The organism is Paenibacillus taichungensis, from assembly GCF_047302525.1.
Taxonomy (GTDB): Bacteria; Bacillota; Bacilli; order Paenibacillales; family Paenibacillaceae; genus Paenibacillus; species Paenibacillus taichungensis_B.
This window is the reverse complement of record NZ_CP168020.1, coordinates 4,591,659-4,608,299: the sequence shown is the minus strand read 5'-3', so window position 1 is coordinate 4,608,299 and position 16,641 is coordinate 4,591,659. Positions and strand designations below refer to the sequence as shown.

Below are 16,641 nucleotides of genomic sequence, written 5' to 3'. Positions count from 1 at the left end.
TATTCTCATCTCCTGTTATTCACTGTTATACTGATATTATAAACTATAATAGACGGAATGCAGTATAACAGTAAAATGCTGATCATAACAGTTGGGAGAGTGCATGTGTGCATATTGAATTGAAACGGGGAAGCAGCACCAAATTGTATGTTCAGATTGCCCTTACACTTGCTGACCGAATAAGGTCTGGACTAATCGAGCCTGGAACCCGTCTGCCGTCGGTTCGTAAAATGACCACAGATCTGGGCGTCAGCCTGGTCACCGTGTCCAAAGCCTATGCCGAGCTCGAAGCCATACAGCTAATTACATGTTCCCAGGGGAAGGGTTGTTATGTACGAGGGGCTCAAGAGCTGGAGAAAACGGAGGATATGGAAAAGACTCACCGTACTCAAGCAAAGAATGAATCCAGCACACCATGGAACTGGCAGATGGCCCTTGTGGATTATTTGCCCCGAGCTCAGCTCTGGAGACATTTTGATGCATCTCCACAAGTTAAATATGAGCTGCATATGTCGGCAATCCAGCCTGAATTGTTGCCAACGCGTGAGATTATCGACAGTGCATACCGGCTTTCCTCGGATCATCCAGAGCGCATGGCTGCCTACGGGTCTTTTCAGGGAGATCGGGAACTGCGTCAGACGTTTTCCGGGCATTTTGCGGAAAGAGGATTGCGGGTAATGCCCGAACGGATGCTGATTACGAGCGGTACCCAGCAGGGAATCGATCTTGTCGCGCGTACGTTTGTTGGTCCTGGTGACGTCGTATACATGGAAGCACCGAGCTATACGGGAGCCATTGATGTGTTCACAAGCAGAGGAGCGAAGATCATTACGGTGCCGATGGATGACGATGGTATGCGTATTGATTTGTTAACCCGGTTATGTGATACATACCCGCCCAAGTTGATATATACCATTCCTACGTTTCACAATCCTACAGGCATTACGATGAGTGCTAAACGGCGTGCGCAACTGCTTAATCTTGCTCAGAGTTATCATTGTCTCATCCTGGAGGATGATCCGTTCGCCGATTTGTATTTCCGTGATTCGCCCCCTTCTTCCATTAAATCCATGGATGGGACGGGCCATGTGATATATATCAAAAGCTTCAGCAAAGTATTATCCCCCGGCTGTCGTGTGGCGTGTGCAGTTGCAGACGGAAGTGTGCTCACACGACTTGTTGCAGCCAAATCCACTGCGGATCTCGGGAGTCCGCTGCTTACACAAAAGGCCTTGCAATCGTTCATACAGCATCAATACAGTGCGTATACAGCGCGATTGAGGGATGAATTATATTCCCGGCTGCTTGCCGCATCAACGGTACTGGAGGAACATGGTTCTCCCGGGATGTACTGGACTTTGCCTGATGGTGGACTAAACTTGTGGCTGCAATTGCCGGATGGTTTGGATATGCGTGAGCTACACCGCCAGTCGCTTGCCGCAGGTGTTTCCTTTTTGCCGGGTTCAGCCTGTTATGTGGGGGAAACGGATACGGCGAGTCTGCGGATCTGCTTCACGGTTACGAATCAGGAGCTGTTATGTGAAGGACTGCGGGTATTATGCAGGGTTATAAAGAACATTACACCGCAACAGGGGGGGGCAACGGCGGACAGGCTCCCGCTTATTTAATTTTTTCGAACACGGACATACATCCAATCCAGATTGGACCCAGTGCAATACGTTATAGTATCACTTGAAAGGGAGTTGGTTTGAAATGAACCATTTCTGTCCACCGCTTTGTCCGATTGTATGTGACCCAATCCAGGTTGTTGAAGATTACTACATCCCACAAATCGTACCCGTAATTCATCCGATCGAAGTCATCAAAAAACATCACTGTGTGCCAATCCATCATCACATGTATCCTGTCGTGGTCAAAGAAGAAGATCCTTGTTATGTTTCAAGCCACAACGGCAAGAAAAAATCGGTGAAAAAATCAGGCAAATCCCGCACAACTTCTCGCAAACGCTAGTCGCAGCGGGTGCCCCGGGGGAATAGGTGAACATACCAAAGAGCAGCATACGCCCCGGGGCGCAGCTGCTTTTGTTTTTTTTATATCCAGTGTACGGTTATTGTTTGATGTACTTTTTCATTGTATTGTCCATTTGCTGTCTCACATGTTGCGGCCAAAACTGAAGTGGGGCACTGTTGCCAGAGGCCGCCTCCAATGCTTTAAATACATCGATTTGACCATAACCGAAATACTTGTCATGACCTGGGTCACCGAGATCTATGACGCTTTGACGCATGAGATCCATGACTTCTGTGTTGGTCAGATCAGGATTCAGCGAGCGAATCAAGCCTGCAAGTGCCGCTACATGGGGGCTTGCCATGGACGTTCCGGACAAGGCTGCATATTGGTTGTTCGGATACGTACTTGCAATGCTGGACCCTGGGGCCGTCACATCCACGTAATCCCCGTAGTTGGAATAGGAAGCTTTGTTCATGTCCGCATCCGTAGCGGATACCGCAAATACTTCCGGATAGGCTGCAGGGTATCCCGGACGCTCCGTATTGTCGTTACCGGTTGCTGCAATTAATACGATGTCGCGATCAAAAGCGTATTTAATGGCATCATGAAGAAATTGAGCATCTGCGTAGTTACCCAGACTCATGTTGATGACCTTGGCTCCATGATCAGCTGCCCAAATGATGCCTTCGGCCACAGCGTAGGTTGTGCCTGAACCCGAATTGTCCAGCACTTTAACAGGTAATACCTTGTTATACCAGCTCATGCCTGCTACACCTTCGTTGTTATTCACAACAGCGCCTATGATACCTGCTACATGTGTACCATGGCCTACGTCATCAAGAGGTTTGCTCGCTGGATCAACAACGTTATAACCTTTCAGCAGCTTGCCCTTCAAATCGGGATGGGTCAGATCGACGCCCGTATCTACCACGGCAACGATAACATCCTTGTTTCCCTTCGTAATATTCCAGCCACGGTTAGTCTCAATGGCGGGCAGGTTCCACTGGTAGTCGGAGAACAAAATATCATTGGGCACGGTTACATCTTTTTGTTCAGGTACGGTTTCATTGGTTAAATACATGTAGTGGGGTTCCATATACAGCGGATTCCATTTACGTTCGAAATAAGCATGTAATTGCTCATAATTCATATGTTCTGACCGAAAAACATACGTGTAACCCAGCTTGCGTGCCGATTGAGTCCGCAGGTCGGATTTAATGATGCGCATATCGCGTTCACCTGGATCCTGACGGAAACGGATGACGATTTCATTTTCGTAAAAATGGCTGGCATTGGCATTATCATGCCCTGTTTTTACAGTGATTTCTTTAAGGGTGTCGGGGTGCACAGACTCGATTTTGAATTTACCTTCACGCGGATAAGGGATCATGCGCAAATTTTTGCGCTGATGCTGTTCCACGGCATTCAGTACATTTTGGCTAAAAAGAGCGATGACGGCACGTTCTCCATCCTTGGAGGGTTGCGCCATAACAAAAAACTTTTCCTTGCCCAGAGGAAAGGAAGAAGATTCGAAGCTTTGACGTTTGCTCACAGCTTTTTTGGCTAGGGCGAGGGAATGTTCCAGCTTTTGCTGTTCCATCTTGCTTCCTTTTGCTGCTGTTTTGTCAAAGTGCCGACTGCGAGATCCCTTGGTATTCATTACATCAACAGACCGTATATGATCATGTGTTTGTTGTAGCTCTTTAACGTATTGACTTATTTGCACATCGTTCATTTTGGAGGTCTTCTCAAGCATGATGTTAAGGTGCTGTTTGGCATCCGCACGGGTCAGCAGATCGGTTGACTTTACATCCTGAACTTTAAGACGTTGTTTGCTCGCATGCTCCTCGTGTGGAGAATCGGGCATGGCACTTGGAGCCGGAACAGGGCGATTGGACGTCGGAAGCAAAAGCGTCAAGGCAAGTGCGCCCGCACCCGCGGCAATGGCCCAGTTAACCCATTTCGGTCTGGACATAGGGGATGGAACCTCCTCGTTTATTTTGACAATCATCTTACAGTGCTCTGATTTCATCGTTGTCACTGGATATATCTATCGTTAGGAAAAGCGGTTATTTTTATGCAGGTGAACATCAGGTCAGCTGTGTGTAATGGGCATCTTTAGTAACAGAAAGGGAAAGCCTGATTAAGGGATACCGCTCGTCATCTTTTTATGGTAGGATAGTACCTGAGAATTCAAGGTCAGGGGAGAACCTCCCGTTGGCCGATCTATATGTAAGGACTTATTTAAGGGGGAGCTACCTTTATGTCAGCAGCCAATGTACAGAAAACATGTGAGTCAACTAGGGAAAAGTTAAAACCGGCTATCGATCGGATCGAAAAATTTTTGAATGAAAATGCCTTGCCTGAACTGGATCAGAATCAGACGGAGGAGTCATCAGCCTTCTACAAAGGATTTCTTTCGGATCTCCGTCATTTGCTCGTTTTTTCTGAAGTTTCTTACGAAAAACTTGGCGTTGTGCTGCGTCGTGCCAATTTTGATGTCGATTTTGCCGAAAAGGCTCTCTATAACACATACCATCAAAGCATAAACAGCTTTTTTTATCCTAAAAATGAATGTTACTCCGAAGATGGAAGATATGCTTACACTGGTCAGGATGCAATCCGTTTCCGTGATAAGCCAATTCGTGCAGTACGGGATGTCATTCTTGAGATATCGAAAACGTACGAAGAATTGCGCGATGATCTGGCCTTTTATGAAAGTGACTACCTAACGCAGCGTCGGATGCAAAACCAACGCAATCACGCGTAATTACATTTTCAACTTATATACGAATTGGACAAAACCGCCCTTGTGGCGGTTTTTTTGCGTTTTTTTTAACTAGCATTGCGGATAAAGGATCATGTCATCATCTGGCATTTCGTCGGAGAATAGCCGATTTACGGTGCGGAGACAATAGATGTCGAGGTGATAAAAATGAGCCAAGAGAAGCCGATCGTCAAATGCAGTGTTGCTAACTGCCACTTTTGGGGAGAAAACAATTTCTGCCAGGCTGATGCCATCATGATTGACATTGACCAGCATGCCACCCGTCGCTTACATGAGGAATTTGCCGGAGAGACCTTTGATTCCGATCATCATGATCATGCCCGTACTTCATCTGCGACTTGCTGCCACACATTCAAACCGAAATGAGCAGTCATTCCCATTTATATGGAGGTGCTTTGCATTGAATAATGACCGTAAAGATGATAACCAGTTCCAACGTCCAGAAACGACTCCGTTAGATGAAAAGCAGCGTCAGCGTGTAGACTATCCAAGACGTAGCCACAGGGAAGAGTATGGCGCAGAGGTAGCGCCCCCAACAGGTTCTATTCGAACAGAACCTACGGAAAGAAAAGATCATACCCCAGTGAAGCGTGAAGATGACGGTGTCATGAAATCTACTGGCCGTATCTCCGGATATATGGGTCTGGCCTTTGGTATCGCATCCTTATTTATGTGGTCCATTGTCCTTGGTCCGGCTGCAGCAGTACTTGGTTATTATGCTTACGTCAATGGCCGGAAAACGGCGGGGGCATGGTCCATTGGACTTGGCGCAGTGGCAACACTCAGCTATTTCTTCATGATTCCATTCGCCCGTTAATAAAGCAAAAACATGATCTAATAAGGAATACACAAGTGCTTAACTGAACAGGATATGAGCTGATTATTTGCAGCCTTCTGCTTCCACCTTATTAAAGGGGGATTGCAGAAGGTTTCTTCGCATTTGCGTAATGAAGTTGTATAATCGGTCTATTTTTTTGAAAACAATGGAACCTCCCTGTAAAATAATGTAGAATAAAGTCATAATCTACGTTTACATTATACGGGAGTGAATATAACTCATGCAGATTGATCCGCGCGCGTCGCGGCAGTTGCTGGAACTGCAATTGTCCAATAGTCTCAACGAAACAAATGCATCGGATGGAAATTCCGGTTCAACAGTGGATTTTGCCAGTATGATGGACGGGCTGCTCGGGACGAACTCAAATTCATTAAACAATACCGGAGGAGAAGACGTAAATTCTACTGCTATCTCCAAACGATCCAGTGACGGTCTGTTGTGGCTGCAACTGGGCAGCATGTATAACCCGGATGCAAGTTCTGTTTCTTCCTCGAACAGTAATGTGGTTTCTTTATCTTCCCTGTTAAATACTGGAGCAGTGGATTCGGATGCATCTGTACCTACAGATTTTGAATCTTTGATTGCCTCAGCGAGCGCAAAATATGGGGTGCCTGAATCTTTGATCAAGGCGGTTATTGATACTGAATCAGGTTTCAATCCGAATGTAGTTTCTTCCGCAGGTGCCAAAGGACTAATGCAGTTGATGGATGGGACGGCAGCAGGGTTGGGAGTAAGCAACGCTTACGATCCCGCTCAGAATATAGATGGTGGAACCAAATACCTGTCTCTTCAGCTCCAGCGTTTTGGGGGCGAGGTGAAGATGGCACTTGCTGCTTATAATGCCGGACCGGGACGGGTTTCGAGTCTGGGTGTATCGAGTGACGCTGAACTGATGAGTGTACTTAACCGCCTCCCTTCGGAAACACAGGCTTATATCTCCAAAGTGGAAAAAGCACAGTCTAAATATATGGTATAAATGGTATAGACCAAAGAAATGGCAACACAACAGTACGTCCAGGAAGAGATCAAACGCGGGAACAGCAGCCTTAAATGTGCTTAGTTCCTGTTTGGTCTTTTTGTGTTGAGCGGGGATCGTGTTACAATGCTCACTGTAGATTCCACAACGAAGAGACAAGGAGGGGAACCTCATTTGAAATATTTTGATTATGCAGCAACGACGCCTCCTCATCCCGATGTCGTTCGGACAATCGCCGAGATTATGGAGGCGCAATATGGGAATCCGTCATCGATACATGGATATGGTGAGCGAGCCCATCAACTTTTGCGCCGAGCGCGATCTGGTTGTGCCGCCGCAATTGATGTGAAACCAGAAGAAATCGTATTCACCTCAGGCGCAACTGAGAGCAACAATCTTGCCATTAAAGGGGCGGCATTACAGTATCAGTCTCGGGGCAAACACATCATTACAACTGCAACGGAACATGCTTCGGTATACGAGAGTTTTGTGCAGCTACAGCAGTGGGGATGGGAGGTCACTTGGCTTCCCGTGGATTCCGATGGTCTGGTTAGCGCCCAGCAGGTAATGGATGCCATAAGATCGGATACGGTGCTTGTGAGTCTGATGCATGTGAACAATGAAACAGGAGCGATACATCCAATTGCTGAAATCGGTGCACGACTGAAAAAGGAAGCACCAAAGGTGCTTTTTCATGTAGATGGTGTGCAGGGTTTTGGCAAGATGGAAGCTAAACCTGCGGCATGGGGCGCGGATCTGTACAGTTTGTCTGCTCACAAGATTCGTGGTCCCAAAGGAGCTGGTCTTCTCTACGTACGAAGTGGGGTGGAGCTTACGCCTTTACTGTCAGGGGGTTCCCAAGAGCAGGGACTAAGAGCGGGTACTGAAAATGTACCTTTGCTTGTGGGTATGGCGAAGGCGATGCGTCTCGCTGCGGAACGTCAGGCTGACTTTGCGCAGCGTACAACCATTTTGCGAGACCGTATTATGGAGGTCATAAATATAATTCCCGGACTTGTGCTAAATAGTCGTAAAGAGGGTGCACCGCACATTGTTCATTTTTCCTATCCTGGAATGAAGGCAGAAGTGGCGCTGCATACCCTTGAACAACTTGGAGTAACTGTTTCTACACAATCTGCCTGCTCTTCGCGATCGGCTGAACCCAGCAGGGTATTGCTTGCCATGGGCAGGGATAATGCTTGTGCTGCTGGTGGATTACGTATTAGTCTTGGAGATGAACATACAGAAGAAGATGTGGCTCTGCTGGAGCAGGCTTTACATCAGATGGTGGCGCAGCTGCGCCCGTTGGAAAGGCGGATGTGATTTAGATGAAATATGATATGCTGCTTCTCCGTTTCGGAGAGTTTATGTTAAAAGGAAAAAACCGTGCCCGGTTCGAAAAAACAATCATCACCCAGGTACGTTCCCTGCTCAAACCTTATCCAGGTGCAAGTCTGCGTAAGGAGTTTGGACGATTGTATGTCGATCTGGGTGGAGAATCTCATACAGAACTGATTGCTGTGCTGAAACGAGTATTCGGCGTAATGTCGATCAGTCCCGTTAAAGTGACCCCATCTGAAACTGACCAAATCGTGGAGACAGCCATTGCTTTTATGGATGAGAGAGAGTCTGAATTCAAAGACGGTACCACATTCAAAGTTAATGCACGGCGTGTATGGAAAGAGTTTCCCAATTCTTCGCATGAAATGAACCATCTGGTGGGTTCTCCGATTCTTCGGAAATTCCAGCAGTTAAGCGTTGACGTGCGTCAACCTGACATTGAACTGCGCGTGGAAATTCGGGATCAGGGCACGTATATCTTCAGTGAGGTGATTCCAGCCGTAGGCGGATTCCCCTTGGGTACAAATGGAAAAGCGATGCTGTTATTATCGGGTGGCATAGACAGTCCTGTAGCGGCATGGTCTTCGATGCGCAGAGGCTTGGAAGTGGAATGCGTACACTTTTACAGTTATCCGTTCACAAGCCAGCGTGCCAAAGAAAAGGTCATTGATTTGGCGCGTGCGCTTGCAGATCATGCAGGTACAATTAAGCTGCATCTGGTTCCTTTTACGGAAATTCAAACTGCATTTACCCAACTGGGACAGGATAACTTGATCATCACACTGATGCGCCGCTCCATGTTACGTATTGCAACCAAGCTGGCTGAACGTGAACGTGCGCTTGCACTGATTACCGGAGATAGTCTGGGTCAGGTAGCGAGCCAGACCCTGCCAAGCATGAATGTCATCGGGCGTGCGACGGATTTGCCGTTGCTGCGACCTCTTGTCATGATGGACAAACAGGAAATTATTACATTATCTAAACAGATCGGAACGTACGATATATCGATTCTGCCCTATGAGGATTGTTGTACTCTTTTTGTACCAAAATCCCCATCCACCAATCCGAATCTTCGAATTGTGGACAAGATTGAATCGACCATGAGTCAACTGCCGGAATGGGTGGAGCAGGCGGTGCAGCAGACAGAAACAATTACGCTACATGCAGGTGAAAACTTTATGGTAACCAATCAGCAGGATGAAGTTAATGACATGAAAGAAGAGTGGTTCTGAGGACCCTCATTCTGTATTGAATGACATAATAAGGACTATGTTATCTTCATAAAGAAAAAGGACTGGCCGATGATATCGGTCAGTCCTTCTTTTATGTGCCTGTGGTTGATGAGAGCATCATTTATTAAAAGCTTAGGAATAGGAATGCTGCCGCTCTCCACCTGGTTTATTGCTGCTTGCACGTTTGCGATACCCGGCAAACACGACACCAGCAGTGACTATAACGATAAATAAGATTCTAAGTGCAGGATGCTCAGTGAAGAAAGGCACGAGACGCTGTTCCTCTGTAATCATGTTAGAAGCCGTATACCCCAGCACGATGGCTCCAAGATAAATGATCCAAGGGAAACGGTTAATTAATTTGATAAACAACGTACTGCCCCACACGATAATAGGTACACTGATCAGTAGTCCGAGTATAACAAGTACCAAGTGCTGCTGTGCTGCACCAGCAACAGCGATGACGTTATCCAGTCCCATGGCAGCGTCTGCGATGACAATCGTTCGCACGGCTACCCAGAGAGAACTGCCGGCCTTGATATCCGAATGCTCTTCCCCTTGATCTGCTAATAGCTTGTACGCAATCCAGATCAGGAGTAATCCCCCAACAAGGAGTAGCCATGGCACTTTAAGCAGCCAGAGCACAATCACGGTGGCTACAATACGAATCAAAAGTGCGCCGCCTGTTCCGTAAAGAATCGCCCTTTTCTGCACAGAAGGGTGCAAATTTCGAGCTGCGAGACCAATCACGATGGCATTATCGCCAGCCAAAATTAGATCAATAAATACAACGTTCAACAACGCTAGCCAAAAAGCGGGGCTAAACAGCTCCATACGATGTCACTCCTTCTATATATCCAAACCTGAGAAAGCTTGTTCAACGTTTAAGAATAGCATGGACAACTTTGACATACAAGTTAGAGTGGGGGGATGAGAAGCATGGATACGCTATGGCTGTTGACCGAAATATTAATGATCAATCTGGTTCTAAGTGGAGATAATGCGGTTGTTATTGCACTTGCAAGCAAGGATTTGCCGGCGAGACAGCGCAAACAGGCGGTATGGTGGGGGGCTTTCGGCGCTGTTGTTTTGCGCTGTTTGTTAACCTTTGCAGCTGTGCTGCTGTTGGGCATTCCTTTTATTCAGGCGGCTGGCGGTTTGCTGTTGCTCTGGATCGCTGTCAAGCTGCTGCTTCAGAATGAAGATGAAGTACATATTCGTAAGGCGTCGACGACCTGGAAAGCAATCCAAACGATTTTGATTGCTGACTTTGTCATGAGTCTGGATAACGTTCTAGCGATTGCTGCTCTGGCGGATGGGGACTTGGCGCTCACGGTCATCGGGATTGCCATAAGTATTCCGATTGTGGTGTGGGGCAGCGGATTAATTGTCGGTTTGTTGAAGCGATTTCCGATTCTGGTGTTTGCCGGTTCAGGTATTCTGGCCTTCACAGCAGGTGAGATGGTGATGAATGATCCAAAGCTGGGACAGTGGCTCGGTGGCTTGGCAGCTGAGGCGCATACACTACTGCCTATAGCTATGGCTTGTCTTGTAATCGCGGTTGGAGGAGCGCACAAGTTTGTTCGTCGAAACGTGTAAAATGATTTTGAACAAAAGGAAATGTAAATTTTTCTGGCTAACTGCCCTTTTTAGGGCGGTTTTTTGCTATATTTATTTGTTCTGAAGGAATGGGCGAACTTGAATAAGTCATAGACCGATCATTTTAGGGTAATACAGGATAATGGAGAGAGGCGAAGTACGACATAAAGTGTAGTTTTTTGCATACACATCGGCTACACTAGAAGAAGGCTGGGAACAGTCAGTCATCATGGTATGCTTATAGTTTATCTTACGGGGTACATAGCCAAATGTTATAAGAGGTGATTGTAGATGAGAATGAGAAATGAAAAAGCAATTGGACTATTTATTGCGGTTGCGGGTTTAATTATTTTACTCGGCAAATTTGGTGTGTTTGGCTTTATTGGACGGCACTTCTGGCCTTTGCTCATCTTGTTGCCTGGTATTGCTCTTCATGCATTATATTATGCAAGGCTTACACCATCTTGGTCACTCGTTCCAGCAGGTACGTTAACCGTCTATGGTCTGTTGTTCGGGATCACGAATACATGGGGCAGCGGATTGATGAGCAACCTGTGGCCTGCATTTTTGCTGGGGATTGCCGTTGGTTTGCTTGAATATGCACTGGCCGATCACCGAAGACCTGCAATGGTACTACCAGTTGCATTGGGCGTGGGCATCCTTTCAATTATTTTATTCGGATTTACACTGCTTCACACCGGTATTATCTACGTTCTGGCGGTACTTTTAATTGTAGGCGGGATGTGGTTACTGTTTGGCCGAGGACGCCAAGGGAGAGGCTGGTAACATTCCCAGCGGTCTTTCGAGCGAAATATCTTGATTTTTACCTATGATCAACTATAATATAAGGGATATAGGCATGCGTCGGGATATCACCGACGCTTATTTTGGGTGAGTAACCTGCGAATTTGCGGGAAGTTTAGTAGATAAGAATTGAAATTGGAAAGGATATGGATACAAACCATGCATTCAAGAGAACACATTCGCAATATTGCGATTATTGCCCACGTCGACCACGGGAAAACAACGCTCGTCGACAAGTTGCTCCAGCAATCCGGTACTTTCCGTGATCACGAAACGGTACAGGAGCGCGCAATGGACTCCAACGATTTGGAGCGTGAACGCGGTATTACGATTCTGGCCAAAAACACAGCTATTACCTATAAAGATTACCTGATCAATATTGTGGATACACCAGGACACGCCGACTTTGGTGGTGAAGTGGAACGTATCATGAAAATGGTTGACGGCGTATTGCTCGTTGTTGATGCTTACGAAGGCTGCATGCCACAAACAAAATTCGTATTGCGTAAAGCACTGGAGCACAACCTGACACCTATCGTTGTTGTAAACAAAATTGACCGTCCAGCGGCTCGTCCGACTGAGGTAATTGATGAAGTATTGGACCTGTTCATTGAACTAGGTGCCAATGATCAACAACTTGAATTCCCTGTTGTATATGCTTCCGCATTGAACGGAACATCCAGCATGGAAAATGATCCTGCTAAACAGGATGACAACATGATGGCGATCTACAATACGATCGTTAGTCATATCCCTCACCCAACAGAGAATGTTGAAGAGCCGCTTCAATTCCTCGTAACTTTGATGGACTACAATGAATACCTTGGCCGTATTGCCATTGGTCGTGTTAACCGCGGTGTGATCCGTCAAGGACAAACTGTAACGGTTATTATGCGTGATGGTAAGAGCAAAACTGCACGTATCGAAAAACTGTTTGGTTTCCAAGGTCTCAAACGTGTTGAGACAGAAGAAGCAGGAGCAGGCGACATCGTTGCGATTGCAGGAATCAAGGACATCAACATTGGTGAAACCATTGCTGATCCGAACAACCCAGAAGCACTTCCAGTTTTGAAAATTGATGAGCCTACACTGCAAATGACGTTCCTCGTGAACAACAGTCCATTCGCAGGTCGTGAAGGTAAATGGGTAACTTCCCGTAAACTTCGTGAGCGTTTGTTCAAAGAGTTGGAAACTGACGTATCCCTTCGTGTTGAAGAAACAGAGAGCCCAGATGCATTTATCGTTTCCGGACGTGGTGAGCTTCACTTGGGTATCCTGATTGAAAATATGCGTCGTGAAGGATATGAGCTTCAAGTATCCAAACCGGAAGTTATCGTTAAAGAAGTTGACGGTAAGAAAATGGAACCTCTTGAGCGCTTGTTGATTGATATCCCTGAAGAGAGCATGGGTTCCGTAATGGAGAGCCTGGGCGCACGTAAAGCAGAGATGGTTAACATGATTAACACAGGTAGTGGTCAAGTACGTCTGGAGTTCCTGATCCCAGCACGGGGTCTGATCGGATATAGCACAAACTTCCTGACATTGACTCGTGGTTACGGTGTAATGAACCATGCATTTGACAGCTACGCTCCAGTAGTATCCGGTCAAGTGGGTGGACGTCACCAAGGCGTACTGATCTCAACTGAAAATGGTACGTCTACGTTCTATGGCATGATGGGCGTTGAGGATCGCGGTACTCTCTTCTTGGAGCCAGGTACTGAAATCTACGAAGGTATGATTGTTGGTGAACATACACGTGACAATGATATCGTTGTTAACATCTGCAAAGAAAAACAACTGACTAACGTTCGTTCTTCAGGTAAAGATGATACGGTTAAAATTAAAACTCCGATTATCTTCTCGTTGGAACAGGCGCTTGAATATCTGAATGAAGATGAATATTGTGAGATTACACCGAAATCTATTCGTCTTCGTAAGAAGATCCTGAATAAATCAGAGCGTGAGCGTGCAGAGAAACAACGTAAAATGGCTACAAAATAACGCCTAACTACAACTAAAATAAATGATATAAGTTAATGTTTGAGGGTACACGGAAAGTAACGAAAGGTTTGTACAGCAAAGTAGTGAAGGGATCGGAATCGATTCTGAAGAAGCGAAGCGCTCGCCTTTGTCTCCAAATTTTAACCTTTGAAGATTCGTTCAAGAAAATTTGGAGACAACAGCGATCGAAAGAACGATCCGAAACCGAAACGGTCACTACGGATGCACTTCTCTTGAGTTATCGAAAGGGTATCATCAACAATAGACTTATATCTAGCATGAACACGAAAGGAGCTAGCTGTGTATGCAAGCATGGTTCGCATCAAACCCGATCGTAGCCTACATCGTCATCTTTGTATTGATTACTTACGTATATAACAAGGTGTTTCGGGTACGTCAGAAATTACCGCTTGGTAAGGAAATCGTTCTCTATATATTGATGGCGATGGGCACATTCATGCTTCTTGTTTTTCAAATCGACAAGTTGCCAATTATTCAATGTTTGCTGGTGGCTGTTGGTTTGATGCTGTTAGTGCGAGTGCGCTATTTTATTGAAGGTCGTCAAAAGAAAAAAGCGGAAGCTGCCGCTCGAAACTCATAAATTCTGTATAGTATAGACCATCCGTTTTCCTTAGGGAAAGCGGTTGTCTTATATATAGGCCAAAACAGATGTGATAAAGGTGTTGAAGATATGAACTCGAATTCGAACGGACTGCCTCCACGGAAACAGGCACCGACTCAATCCGGCGCTTCTGGATCGAAGAACGGCAAGGGCAAGCAACCAAAGAAGAAGAAACGGATGCGAACCTTTGGCAGACTGATTTTAAGTTTATTGGTTATTGCAATTGTGGTAGGCGGTGGATATCTGTATTGGGTATACAATCAGGTAGCTGATACGGGCATTGACAAGCCAGTACCAGCTGGAATGTCAGCGAAAACCAAACCCATTACGATGTTGCTGCTAGGTACGGATAACCGTCCCGAAACAGGTACGTATCTCTCGGATGTGGTTATGGTAGCTTCTCTGAATCCGGAGACCAAGACGGCAACCATTGTATCTTTACCTCGGGACACCCGTATTCAGTTGGATGGATATAAGGCGAATAAATTGAATTCCTATTATCCTAAATTTAAAGCGCAAGAAAAAACCTCTGGTAAAAATGCAGAGGATCAAATGAAAGAAATGATGGGCAAATATCTGAATGTGGATATCAATTATACAACGGTACTGAATTTTCAAGCGTTCCGTGATGCGGTTAATGCTGTAGGTGGCGTGGATGTGACAGTGGATAAAAACATGTGTTACAAAGATACGGCCGATGGCACGGATATTAACCTGGTAGCTGGTGCACAGCATTTGGATGGCAAAGAAGCACTTGATTTTGTTCGTTACCGTAAATCGAACTGTAAGCCGAAGACAGATGAATCCAACGACTTTGACCGAAATAAACGTCAGAATCAAGTGTTGAATTCCATGTTGGATCAGTTAAAATCACTGGGAGGCGTAACGAAGATTGGTAAAGTGATAGGCGCTGTTGACGATAACATGACAACAGATGTGGAATCGGAGCAAATGAAGAACTTCATTTCAACCTATTGGAATATTTCCAAATCGGATGTGCACTACACACCTGTAACCGGAGAGTGGAGAAGTCCATATGTATATATCAACGAAACTGAATTGGCTAATGCAAAACAGGCGTTGCAGGATACACTTTCAGGTAAAGTAACAGCATCTCCAACAGCCGAGTAACATTCATTCTTTTAGGATTGGAAGCGAGTTTGATGGTATGCTATAATATCATCAACAACGAATTAAGAATTGCATAAAGAAGATTAGGGGGCTGGTTGGATGTCCGAAGCCGTCACACAATTGACTGAATCTCTTTTACAGCAATTCAAGAACGAAACCTTTGTGCTCTTGAGCACCGTGGACATTGAATCTGGAGGTCCGACATCAACAGCAATTTCCTGGATTTATGCGGAGAATGCTTCTACCCTTCGTGTGGCGATTGATCATCGTTCACGTCTCGTGAACAATATGATCGAGAATCCGGTCATTACCGTCACTATTTTTGGAGAAGAGATGGTCTATGCGGTAAACGGACGTGCTTCCGTACGACAAAATCCGTTACAGGATGTACCGTTTAACATGTGCTGTTTCGACATTTCCATTGAAGCGGTAAGGAATGCCCTTTTTTATGGAGCCCAACTGTCCTCTGTGCCTCAATATGTCAAAATATATGATCAGCGTGCTGCTGAGAAATTAGATGAGCAGGTTTTTACTGCAATGAAAAAAGCCTAGTGAGAGATCACTGGGCTTTTTGTTGTCTTTTGTCAGAAGAATGCAGCTGCTGCATTTGTTGTTCACGTTCAACATGTTCATCCGGATTTTGACGGACTTTGACATCTTTGGGTAGTTGGGGAATGATCCGGCCCACCATGTCAGCGAGTTCTGAAGCGAAACCGGATATTGGATGACCTTGACGAATATGCTCACCAATTTCCTTAATGCGTTCAGTGACATCAGCATCTGCGGTAACAATGGAATCCACACCTTCTGGATCTTTACGAAGAGCTTCGGCAACAGAGTATTTAATTGTACCTACTCGTGCACGTTCCAGATCACCATCAACATCAATGCCAACTACGGCTGTATTGCCAAGAATGACACAGTTGGCATCTTTGACACCTTCCACTTGCTTGGCAAGTGTTTTGAGGTGGGTGACCCTTTTTTCGTTTGGCATCCGATCGGCCTTGGTGTTGTCCATGACGTTTTTCTCATGAACCTCGCCTGTATTTTCGGTCAGATGGTCCACAGCTGAAGGGTGCAACCGATCTTCCTGAGTATTGAGCATGTGAGATCCTTTCCTTTGGTCTTGCTGAGTTGTAACATTTCCTCCGTAACCTTTGGCATGCTGACCTTGTTGCTGCGAGGCATTACGTGTAGAACTGTTGCAGCCTGTAAGTATAAAGATCAGAAGCAGCGTGCAAACCCAATATTTCATAAATGTTCATCCTTTCCTGGAGTTTTTCAGAATGGTTGACAATTATTTTGTCCTAGTCGAATACATTTATGTATGGGAGCATG

At 45.8% G+C, this 16,641-nt stretch carries 17 protein-coding genes; 14 read left to right on the top strand and 3 right to left on the bottom strand.

Translation table 11 applies throughout. The features are described from left to right. Window positions 1-107: 107 nt before the first annotated feature. Together ACDJ58_RS20640 and ACDJ58_RS20635 are read left to right on the top strand one after the other, a co-directional pair. On the top strand, window positions 108-1,628 hold the full coding sequence (locus tag ACDJ58_RS20640; RefSeq protein ID WP_413372677.1) for a PLP-dependent aminotransferase family protein: 1,521 nt from the start codon (window positions 108-110) through the stop codon (window positions 1,626-1,628). Window positions 1,629-1,713: 85 nt separating this feature from the next. Then, complete coding sequence (locus tag ACDJ58_RS20635; protein WP_090998137.1) at window positions 1,714-1,971, top strand: hypothetical protein; 258 nt, start codon at window positions 1,714-1,716, stop codon at window positions 1,969-1,971. Between the two features lie 97 nt (window positions 1,972-2,068). On the opposite strand, the gene ACDJ58_RS20630 is transcribed toward ACDJ58_RS20635, so the two are convergent. Beyond that, window positions 2,069-3,946 carry a S8 family peptidase gene (locus tag ACDJ58_RS20630; protein ID WP_413372675.1) on the bottom strand — a complete coding sequence of 626 codons (1,878 nt, stop codon included), beginning with the start codon at window positions 3,944-3,946 and terminating at the stop codon, window positions 2,069-2,071. Between the two features lie 288 nt (window positions 3,947-4,234). On the opposite strand from ACDJ58_RS20630, the gene ACDJ58_RS20625 reads away from it, so the two are divergent. From ACDJ58_RS20625 to thiI, 6 genes are all read left to right on the top strand, one after another. Continuing rightward, the gene (locus ACDJ58_RS20625) at window positions 4,235-4,741 is read left to right on the top strand and encodes a YpuI family protein (RefSeq protein WP_063567014.1); all 507 of its coding nucleotides are present in this window, start codon (window positions 4,235-4,237) and stop codon (window positions 4,739-4,741) included. A 165-nt stretch (window positions 4,742-4,906) separates the two neighbouring features. Then, complete coding sequence (locus ACDJ58_RS20620; protein ID WP_064636410.1) at window positions 4,907-5,125, top strand: DUF1540 domain-containing protein; 219 nt, start codon at window positions 4,907-4,909, stop codon at window positions 5,123-5,125. A 34-nt stretch (window positions 5,126-5,159) separates the two neighbouring features. Further along, window positions 5,160-5,576 (top strand): hypothetical protein, encoded by a 417-nt coding sequence (locus ACDJ58_RS20615; protein WP_413372673.1) that lies wholly within the window; start codon window positions 5,160-5,162, stop codon window positions 5,574-5,576. A gap of 241 nt (window positions 5,577-5,817) precedes the next feature. Next, window positions 5,818-6,573: a lytic transglycosylase domain-containing protein gene (locus ACDJ58_RS20610; RefSeq protein WP_413372671.1), complete on the top strand. Its 756-nt coding sequence runs from the start codon at window positions 5,818-5,820 to the stop codon at window positions 6,571-6,573. A 174-nt stretch (window positions 6,574-6,747) separates the two neighbouring features. Beyond that, the gene (locus tag ACDJ58_RS20605; RefSeq protein WP_413372669.1) at window positions 6,748-7,896 is read left to right on the top strand and encodes a cysteine desulfurase family protein; all 1,149 of its coding nucleotides are present in this window, start codon (window positions 6,748-6,750) and stop codon (window positions 7,894-7,896) included. Window positions 7,897-7,901: 5 nt separating this feature from the next. Then, complete coding sequence (gene thiI, locus ACDJ58_RS20600) at window positions 7,902-9,146, top strand: tRNA uracil 4-sulfurtransferase ThiI (protein WP_413372668.1); 1,245 nt, start codon at window positions 7,902-7,904, stop codon at window positions 9,144-9,146. 132 nt (window positions 9,147-9,278) lie between these two features. On the opposite strand, the gene ACDJ58_RS20595 is transcribed toward thiI, so the two are convergent. Next, window positions 9,279-9,980: a TerC family protein gene (locus tag ACDJ58_RS20595; protein ID WP_413372667.1), complete on the bottom strand. Its 702-nt coding sequence runs from the start codon at window positions 9,978-9,980 to the stop codon at window positions 9,279-9,281. A 105-nt stretch (window positions 9,981-10,085) separates the two neighbouring features. Between ACDJ58_RS20595 and ACDJ58_RS20590 the strand changes: the two genes are divergently transcribed. The 6 genes from ACDJ58_RS20590 to ACDJ58_RS20565 all read left to right on the top strand — a co-directional run bounded on the left by ACDJ58_RS20590 (window position 10,086) and on the right by ACDJ58_RS20565 (window position 15,855). Beyond that, window positions 10,086-10,745 (top strand): TerC family protein, encoded by a 660-nt coding sequence (locus ACDJ58_RS20590; protein ID WP_413372665.1) that lies wholly within the window; start codon window positions 10,086-10,088, stop codon window positions 10,743-10,745. Window positions 10,746-11,036: 291 nt separating this feature from the next. Further along, window positions 11,037-11,531, top strand: a complete 495-nt coding sequence (locus ACDJ58_RS20585) for a hypothetical protein (protein WP_413372664.1) — start codon at window positions 11,037-11,039, stop codon at window positions 11,529-11,531. A gap of 177 nt (window positions 11,532-11,708) precedes the next feature. Then, entirely contained in the window at window positions 11,709-13,550 is a 1,842-nt protein-coding gene (gene typA / locus ACDJ58_RS20580) for a translational GTPase TypA (RefSeq protein WP_413372662.1), read from the top strand. 304 nt (window positions 13,551-13,854) lie between these two features. Further along, window positions 13,855-14,151, top strand: a complete 297-nt coding sequence (locus tag ACDJ58_RS20575; RefSeq protein ID WP_053781242.1) for a YlaH-like family protein — start codon at window positions 13,855-13,857, stop codon at window positions 14,149-14,151. A gap of 90 nt (window positions 14,152-14,241) precedes the next feature. After that, window positions 14,242-15,303 carry an LCP family protein gene (locus ACDJ58_RS20570; RefSeq protein WP_413372660.1) on the top strand — a complete coding sequence of 354 codons (1,062 nt, stop codon included), beginning with the start codon at window positions 14,242-14,244 and terminating at the stop codon, window positions 15,301-15,303. A 99-nt stretch (window positions 15,304-15,402) separates the two neighbouring features. Beyond that, on the top strand, window positions 15,403-15,855 hold the full coding sequence (locus ACDJ58_RS20565) for a pyridoxamine 5'-phosphate oxidase family protein (protein ID WP_379443850.1): 453 nt from the start codon (window positions 15,403-15,405) through the stop codon (window positions 15,853-15,855). Between the two features lie 7 nt (window positions 15,856-15,862). Here the strand turns inward: ACDJ58_RS20565 and ACDJ58_RS20560 are convergent, their stop codons facing one another. Then, on the bottom strand, window positions 15,863-16,558 hold the full coding sequence (locus tag ACDJ58_RS20560; RefSeq protein WP_413372658.1) for a YhcN/YlaJ family sporulation lipoprotein: 696 nt from the start codon (window positions 16,556-16,558) through the stop codon (window positions 15,863-15,865). Between the last annotated feature and the right edge of the window lie 83 nt (window positions 16,559-16,641).